The organism is Kitasatospora sp. NPDC059571, from assembly GCF_042735675.1.
In the GTDB taxonomy this organism is placed as follows: domain Bacteria; phylum Actinomycetota; class Actinomycetes; order Streptomycetales; family Streptomycetaceae; genus Kitasatospora.
Window position 1 is genome coordinate 1 of sequence record NZ_JBHWBW010000505.1, and the last position, 5,535, is coordinate 5,535.

Genomic DNA, 5,535 nt, shown 5'->3' on the forward strand with positions numbered 1-5,535 from the left:
GGCCGGGGCGGGCGCCCCCCCCCGGGGGGGCCCCCCCCGCCGTGTACCGTGCGCCGTCCGCGTCAGGCGGTGGCGCCCCGCCAGCGCTGCACCGCCGGCTCCAGGCCGGACAGGATGGTGTCGAACCGCCGGCTGCCCGTCGTCGAGTCCACCTGCAGCCGGCTGATCCGCAGCGGATGGGCCGGCAGCCGCGGCCCGAGCCGGTGGTCGGACAGGAAGCCGAGCCGGTAGCCCAGCCCGCGCAGCACCGCGTCCGCCCGCGGGTCGTACCCGCCGTCCGGATACGCGAACGCGCTCGGCGCCTCCCCGAGCCAGCTGGTCAGCGCCAGGTGCGCCCCGGTGATCTCCGAGTGCACCGTCGCGTCGTCGCACCGCGAAAGACTGGGGTGACCCAGCGTGTGGTTGCCGATCGCCACGCCGCCCGCCCGCAGCGCCCGCAGGTCCTCCGGCTGCAGCTGCTCCTGCTGCGGCGGCCGGCGGTGCGCGCTCACCCGCAGCTCGTGCAGACTCCGTCTGCGGTCCGGGTCGGGCAGCTCGCGGAGCCGCGCGAGCAGCCGGCCCGGGTGCCCGCCGGGCAGCAGCCTGGCCCGGCCGCCGTGCCGGGCCAGGAACGCCGCCTCGTGCCACCAGAACGGCCGGTCGGTGCCGATCAGCTCGGCGATCACGAACGCCGCCGCCGGGATGCCGCGGGACGCCAGCACCGGAAGGGCATGGGTCAGCACCGTGCGGTCCGCGTCGTCGAAGGTGATCAGCACCGAGCGCGGCGGCAGCGGACGGCCCTCCGCGACGGCCCGCTCGACCGCCGGCAGCGACACCGGGGTGGCCAGCCGGCGCAGCCGGTCCAGCTGGGCGCCGAACGACCGCGGGTCGGTCACCCCGTGGTAGGCCAGCACCGCGAGCCGCTGCGCCGCCCTGGCCCGGAAGAACGGCTGCGCCGGGGTGAGCCGCAGCCAACTGCCCCGGTCGCGTCCGGCCGTGCTCCGCTCGGGCGCCGCCCTCGGCCGGACGGCGGCGGTGGACGGCGGGGTGCTGAAAGTCGTCGTGGCAACGGAGTACGGCACGCGGTTCCCCCCTAGGTCGCCGGTGTCGGCGTGGCGGTACCGTCGGCAGGCGGAGCCCGGCCTCCGACCCCGGGAACGGCGGCTCCGCCCCGGGTGATCCGGACCGCGGCGGGGACTCCCTACCCTGCCGCGGACGGCTCCTGGATCGCTCAATGTAATGGAGACCACCGGCCCCACCCGATGGTTGTACGGCGGACGGCGAAATTTCGCGGGGCGCGCCCGGAGCGCTCCCGGGGCACCCGGGGCGCACCGGATGGTGGGCCGACCACGGGGTAGGGGTATACCGTGGAAGGCATGACGGGCACGGAAGGTCACCGCTCGGTGACACGCTGGGCACGGGCCTGGAGCGGCTGCGCACTCGAGCGCCACAAGCTGCTCCTCACCCTGGTCGGCGCTGCCTGCGTGGCCGCCGGGATCCTGGTCGCGGTGCTCGTGCCGCAGACCGACGGGCCGGCCTGGGCGATGTCGGTGGCCGGCTGCCTGGCGGCCGGCGTCCTCGTCCTCACCCGCGTCGCGGTCGCGGCGCTGCGCCGCTCCGGTCCGCCGCTGCGGCCCGGTGACGGCTCGGCACTCTAGAAGTCCGACGCCTCCCGCGCCTCTCGCGCCACTGCCGTCCCCGACGCCTCCCGCGACACGCCGGGCCCTGTTCCGCGCCGCCGGGGGCGCCCGCCGCCGGCACGCGCCCGGGCACGAAGGACCTGTGCGAAGCCGTACGAATTCGACTCGGCGGGCGGTGCGGATCCGGCCGGGACGGACCGGACGGGTCCAGTTTCGGCCCACCTGCGCGCTTCTTTCACAATTCCGGGGCAGCAGCCGCACATCTCCCCCTACTGTGGTTCCCGCCCGGCGCAGCACCCGCCGCCGGGCCGGGCCGGTTCGGCGGCGCCGGGGAGGGCACCGCAGAGGGGGGAACCATGGGGACGACCGCCGCGCCCGCGGCCGGAGGCTTCCGCACCACGCTCAAGCGCGGCCTGGCCCGTGCGGCCGGTTCCGTCCCCGGCGAGGGCGCCACCTTCCTCATCTACCACCGCATCGGCGGCGGCACTCCGGACGAACTCGACGTCTCCACCGCCGACTTCACCGCCCAGCTGGACCTGCTCGCGGAGCTCCCGCCCGGCCGGGTGGTCTCCATCGACGAGGCCGGCGACCGGCTCGCCTCCGGCCGCCGCACCCCGAGCACCGTCCTCACCTTCGACGACGGCTTCGCCGACGTGCACGAGCGCGCCTGGCCGCTGCTCAAGGAGCGCGGCCTGCCGTTCACCGTCTACCTCGCCAGCGGCCACGTCGGCGGCGAGATGCGCTGGGAGGGCTCCACCGCCAAGGGGCCCGGCGCCCCCGGCCTGAGCTGGGACCAGCTGCGCGAGATGGCCGCCTCCGGGCTGTGCACGGTCGCCAACCACACCCGCAGCCACGTCCGCCCGGCGCTGCTCAGCACCGCCGAACTCGACGGCTGCAGCGACGACATAGAGGATCACCTGGGCACCCGCCCGCGGCACTTCGCCTACACCTGGGGCGTGCCCGTGCCGCACATGGCGGTCGCGCTGCGTGCCCGGTTCCGCACCGCCGCCACCGGCGAGGTCGGCCGCAACCTGCCCGGCTCCGACCCGGCCCGGTTCTGCCGGGTGCCGGTCCGCCGCACCGACCCGATCGACTTCTTCCGCGCCAAGCTGTACGGCCGGCTCGTCCCCGAGCGCGCCTACGCCAGGATCGTCGCCACCGCGAAGGCGGTGGGTGCACGTGCCTGAGCCGCTCCCGCTGCCGCCCCGGCTCCGCGGCCCCGGCGGCCGCCCGCTGCGGGTCGCCCACCTGACCACCGTCGACATGAGCCTCCAGCTGCTGCTGGCCACCGAGCTCAAGGTCGACCTCGAGGCCGGCTTCGAGACCTACGGCATCAGCGCGCCGGGCCCCTACGTGCCACAGCTGGAGGCGATCGGCGTCCGGCACGAGCCGCTGCACGCGCTGACCCGGGCCTGGCAGCCGCGGGCCGACGCGGCGGCCGCCCGGGAGCTGCTCGCGGTGCTCCGCCGGATCCGGCCGGACGTGCTGCACACCCACAACCCGAAGACCGGCGTGCTCGGCCGGGTGCTGGGCCGCCTCGCCCGGGTGCCGGTGGTGGTCAACACCTGCCACGGGCTCTGGGCCCAGGCCCACGACCCGTTCGCCAAGCGGGCGTTCGTGCTCGGCGCGGAGGCCTTCGCGGCCCGCTTCTCGCACGCGGAGCTGTACCAGAACGCGGAGGACCGCCGGACGCTGGCGCCCGCCGTGCCCGGCTACCGCTCGCGGGTGGTGGGCAACGGCGTCGACCTCACGCGGTTCCCAGCCCCGGCCGCCGACCGGGCCCGGATCCGCCGCGAACTCGGCGTCGCCGATGACGAGCTGCTGGTCGGCGGGGTGGGCCGGCAGGTCGCCGAGAAGGGCATCGCCGAGTACGCGGGGGCGGCCCGGGCGCTGGCGGGCAAGGCCCGCTTCGTCTGGATCGGCCCGGAGGACCCGGACAAGCCCGATGCCCTGACCGGCCCGGAGAGCGGGGTCGACTTCCTCGGCAGCCGCTCCGACATGCCCGAGCTCTACGCCGCGCTGGACGTCTTCGTGCTGCCCTCCTACCGCGAGGGCTTCTCGCGCTCCGCCATGGAGGCGGCCGCCTGCGGCCTGCCGATGGTGCTGAGCGACATCCGGGGCTGCCGCGAGATCGGCACCCACGGCGAGCACCTGCTGCTCGCCCCGCCCGGCGACACCCGGGCACTCACCACGGCGCTGGGCCGGCTCCTCACCGAGCCGGACCTGCGCGAGCAGCTGGGCGCGGCGGCCCGTCGCCGGGCCCTGGCCGAATTCGACCAACGAGCGGTGGCACGGGTCTCCCTGGAGACCTACGCGGCCGTCGCCAGGGCGCGGCAGCTGCCCTGGACGGTCGGCTGAGGCCGCACACCACCACACCCGTTGGGGGAAACCATGCAGCCTGTCGGGGGAGGCATCAGGCGCGGCGGCGATCTCGCGATCGCCGCACTCGCCGGGATCGTCGCGATCCCGCTCGGCCTGCTCATCGCCGTCATGATCCGCTGCACCATGGGCGGCCCGGTCCTGTTCCGGCAGACCCGGACCGGCCGCGGCGGCCACGAGTTCGCCATCCTCAAGTTCCGCACCATGCGGGACAAACGTTTCGCCGACGAGCCGGACGCCCCGCGGATCACGCGGCTGGGCGCCCTGCTCCGCACCACCAGCCTCGACGAACTGCCGCAGCTGTGGAACGTCGCCCGCGGGGAGATGGGCGTGATCGGCCCCCGGCCGACCCTGCCCGAGCAGGTGGTCCACTACTCCGACCACCAGCGCGGCCGGCTCGCGGTGCGCCCCGGCCTCACCGGCTGGGCGCAGGTCCGCGGCCGCAACTCGATCAGCTGGCCGGAGCGGATCGAACTCGACCTCTGGTACATCGCGCACCGCTCGCTCCGCCTCGACGTGCGGATCCTGCTGCTGACCGTCAAGGTGCTGGTGCGCCCGGCCGGCATCACCGCGGCAGGCGGGGTCAACCCCGGCTTCCCCGCGCCCACCGACATCTCCGCCATATCCGCCCCGCCCACGCGCGTGGTCCTGCCGTGCCGGGCCACCGCTCCGCGGCTCGCCCAGCGGGCCGTGGAGGAGGCCTCCTGACGGCGGCCCGCCAGAATAGCGAGCCATGACCGCACCTCAGCTCTGGATCGCCGGCGCCGGCGGCGTCGGCCGCGAGGCCCTGGACACCGCTCTCGCGGCCGGCGTCCCGGTCGCCGGGTTCCTCGACGACCGGGCCCGCGGCACCGCCGTCCGCGGACTGCCCGTGCTCGCACCGGCGGACCTGCCGCCCGGTGCCCGCTACCTGATCGGCATCGCCGACCCCGCCGTCCGGCAGCGCCTCGCCGCGCTGCTCGACGCGGCCGGCGGCGAGCCCGCGACCCTCGTCCACCCGCGGGCACTGATCGCCCCGGAGACCGAACTCGGCCCCGGCTGCCTGGTGATGGGCGGCGCCTACGTCTCCAGCAGCGTGCGGTTCGGTCGGCACAGCCAGGTCCACTACAACACCACGGTCGGCCACGACACCGTGCTCGGGGACCGCGTCACCGTCTACCCGGGCGGCAACGTCTCCGGGTCGGTGCACCTTGCGGACGGCGCCACCGTGGGCTCCAACGCGGTGGTGCTGCAGGGCCTGACCGTCGGCCCGGACGCCTTCGTCGGCGCGGCCGCGGTGGTCACCCGGGACGTCGCCGAGGGCACGGTGGTCGTCGGCTCGCCGGCCCGCCCGCTGGCCGGCCGCCGCACCGCCGGGGCTCCGTCCCGCTGATCCGCCCCGTCGCCCGTCGGCCGTCGCGCGGAGTGCCCGACACACCTGACGGACCGGGCCCGCGGCGAGCGGGCTCGGTCCGGCCGAGGGGGCGCGGGCGGCCGGCGCCCCCCCCCCCCCCCCGGGCCAGCCGGGCGGCGGGGGGCCCCCCGCTCGCCCAGCCCC

6 protein-coding genes are annotated in these 5,535 nt (G+C 76.5%); 5 read left to right on the forward strand and 1 reads right to left on the reverse strand.

The annotated features are described in order from the left end of the window. Positions 1-62: 62 nt before the first annotated feature. The gene (locus ACFV0G_RS34070; protein ID WP_380556342.1) at positions 63-1,061 is read right to left on the reverse strand and encodes a polysaccharide deacetylase family protein; all 999 of its coding nucleotides are present in this window, start codon (positions 1,059-1,061) and stop codon (positions 63-65) included. A 294-nt stretch (positions 1,062-1,355) separates the two neighbouring features. Here ACFV0G_RS34070 and ACFV0G_RS34075 point away from each other — a divergent pair, with 294 nt between their 5' ends. From ACFV0G_RS34075 to ACFV0G_RS34095, 5 genes are all read left to right on the forward strand, one after another. Continuing rightward, a complete protein-coding gene (locus tag ACFV0G_RS34075; protein ID WP_380556344.1) occupies positions 1,356-1,637 on the forward strand; it encodes a hypothetical protein in 282 nt (93 codons plus the stop codon). A 338-nt stretch (positions 1,638-1,975) separates the two neighbouring features. Beyond that, complete coding sequence (locus tag ACFV0G_RS34080) at positions 1,976-2,806, forward strand: polysaccharide deacetylase family protein (protein ID WP_380556346.1); 831 nt, start codon at positions 1,976-1,978, stop codon at positions 2,804-2,806. Then, positions 2,799-3,977, forward strand: a complete 1,179-nt coding sequence (locus ACFV0G_RS34085; RefSeq protein ID WP_380556348.1) for a glycosyltransferase family 4 protein — start codon at positions 2,799-2,801, stop codon at positions 3,975-3,977. The genes ACFV0G_RS34080 and ACFV0G_RS34085 overlap by 8 nt, the downstream gene beginning before the upstream one ends. A gap of 33 nt (positions 3,978-4,010) precedes the next feature. Continuing rightward, complete coding sequence (locus tag ACFV0G_RS34090) at positions 4,011-4,706, forward strand: sugar transferase (protein ID WP_380556350.1); 696 nt, start codon at positions 4,011-4,013, stop codon at positions 4,704-4,706. A gap of 25 nt (positions 4,707-4,731) precedes the next feature. Further along, positions 4,732-5,370, forward strand: a complete 639-nt coding sequence (locus ACFV0G_RS34095; protein WP_380556352.1) for an acetyltransferase — start codon at positions 4,732-4,734, stop codon at positions 5,368-5,370. Positions 5,371-5,535 lie beyond the last annotated feature (165 nt).

Excerpts from the sequence above, each read along its gene's own strand:
- ACFV0G_RS34075 (WP_380556344.1), top strand. The coding sequence starts at position 1,356 with ATGACGGGCACGGAAGGTCACCGCTCGGTGACACGCTGGGCACGGGCC.
- ACFV0G_RS34080 (WP_380556346.1), top strand. The coding sequence starts at position 1,976 with ATGGGGACGACCGCCGCGCCCGCGGCCGGAGGCTTCCGCACCACGCTC.
- ACFV0G_RS34090 (WP_380556350.1), top strand. The coding sequence starts at position 4,011 with ATGCAGCCTGTCGGGGGAGGCATCAGGCGCGGCGGCGATCTCGCGATC.
- ACFV0G_RS34095 (WP_380556352.1), top strand. The coding sequence starts at position 4,732 with ATGACCGCACCTCAGCTCTGGATCGCCGGCGCCGGCGGCGTCGGCCGC.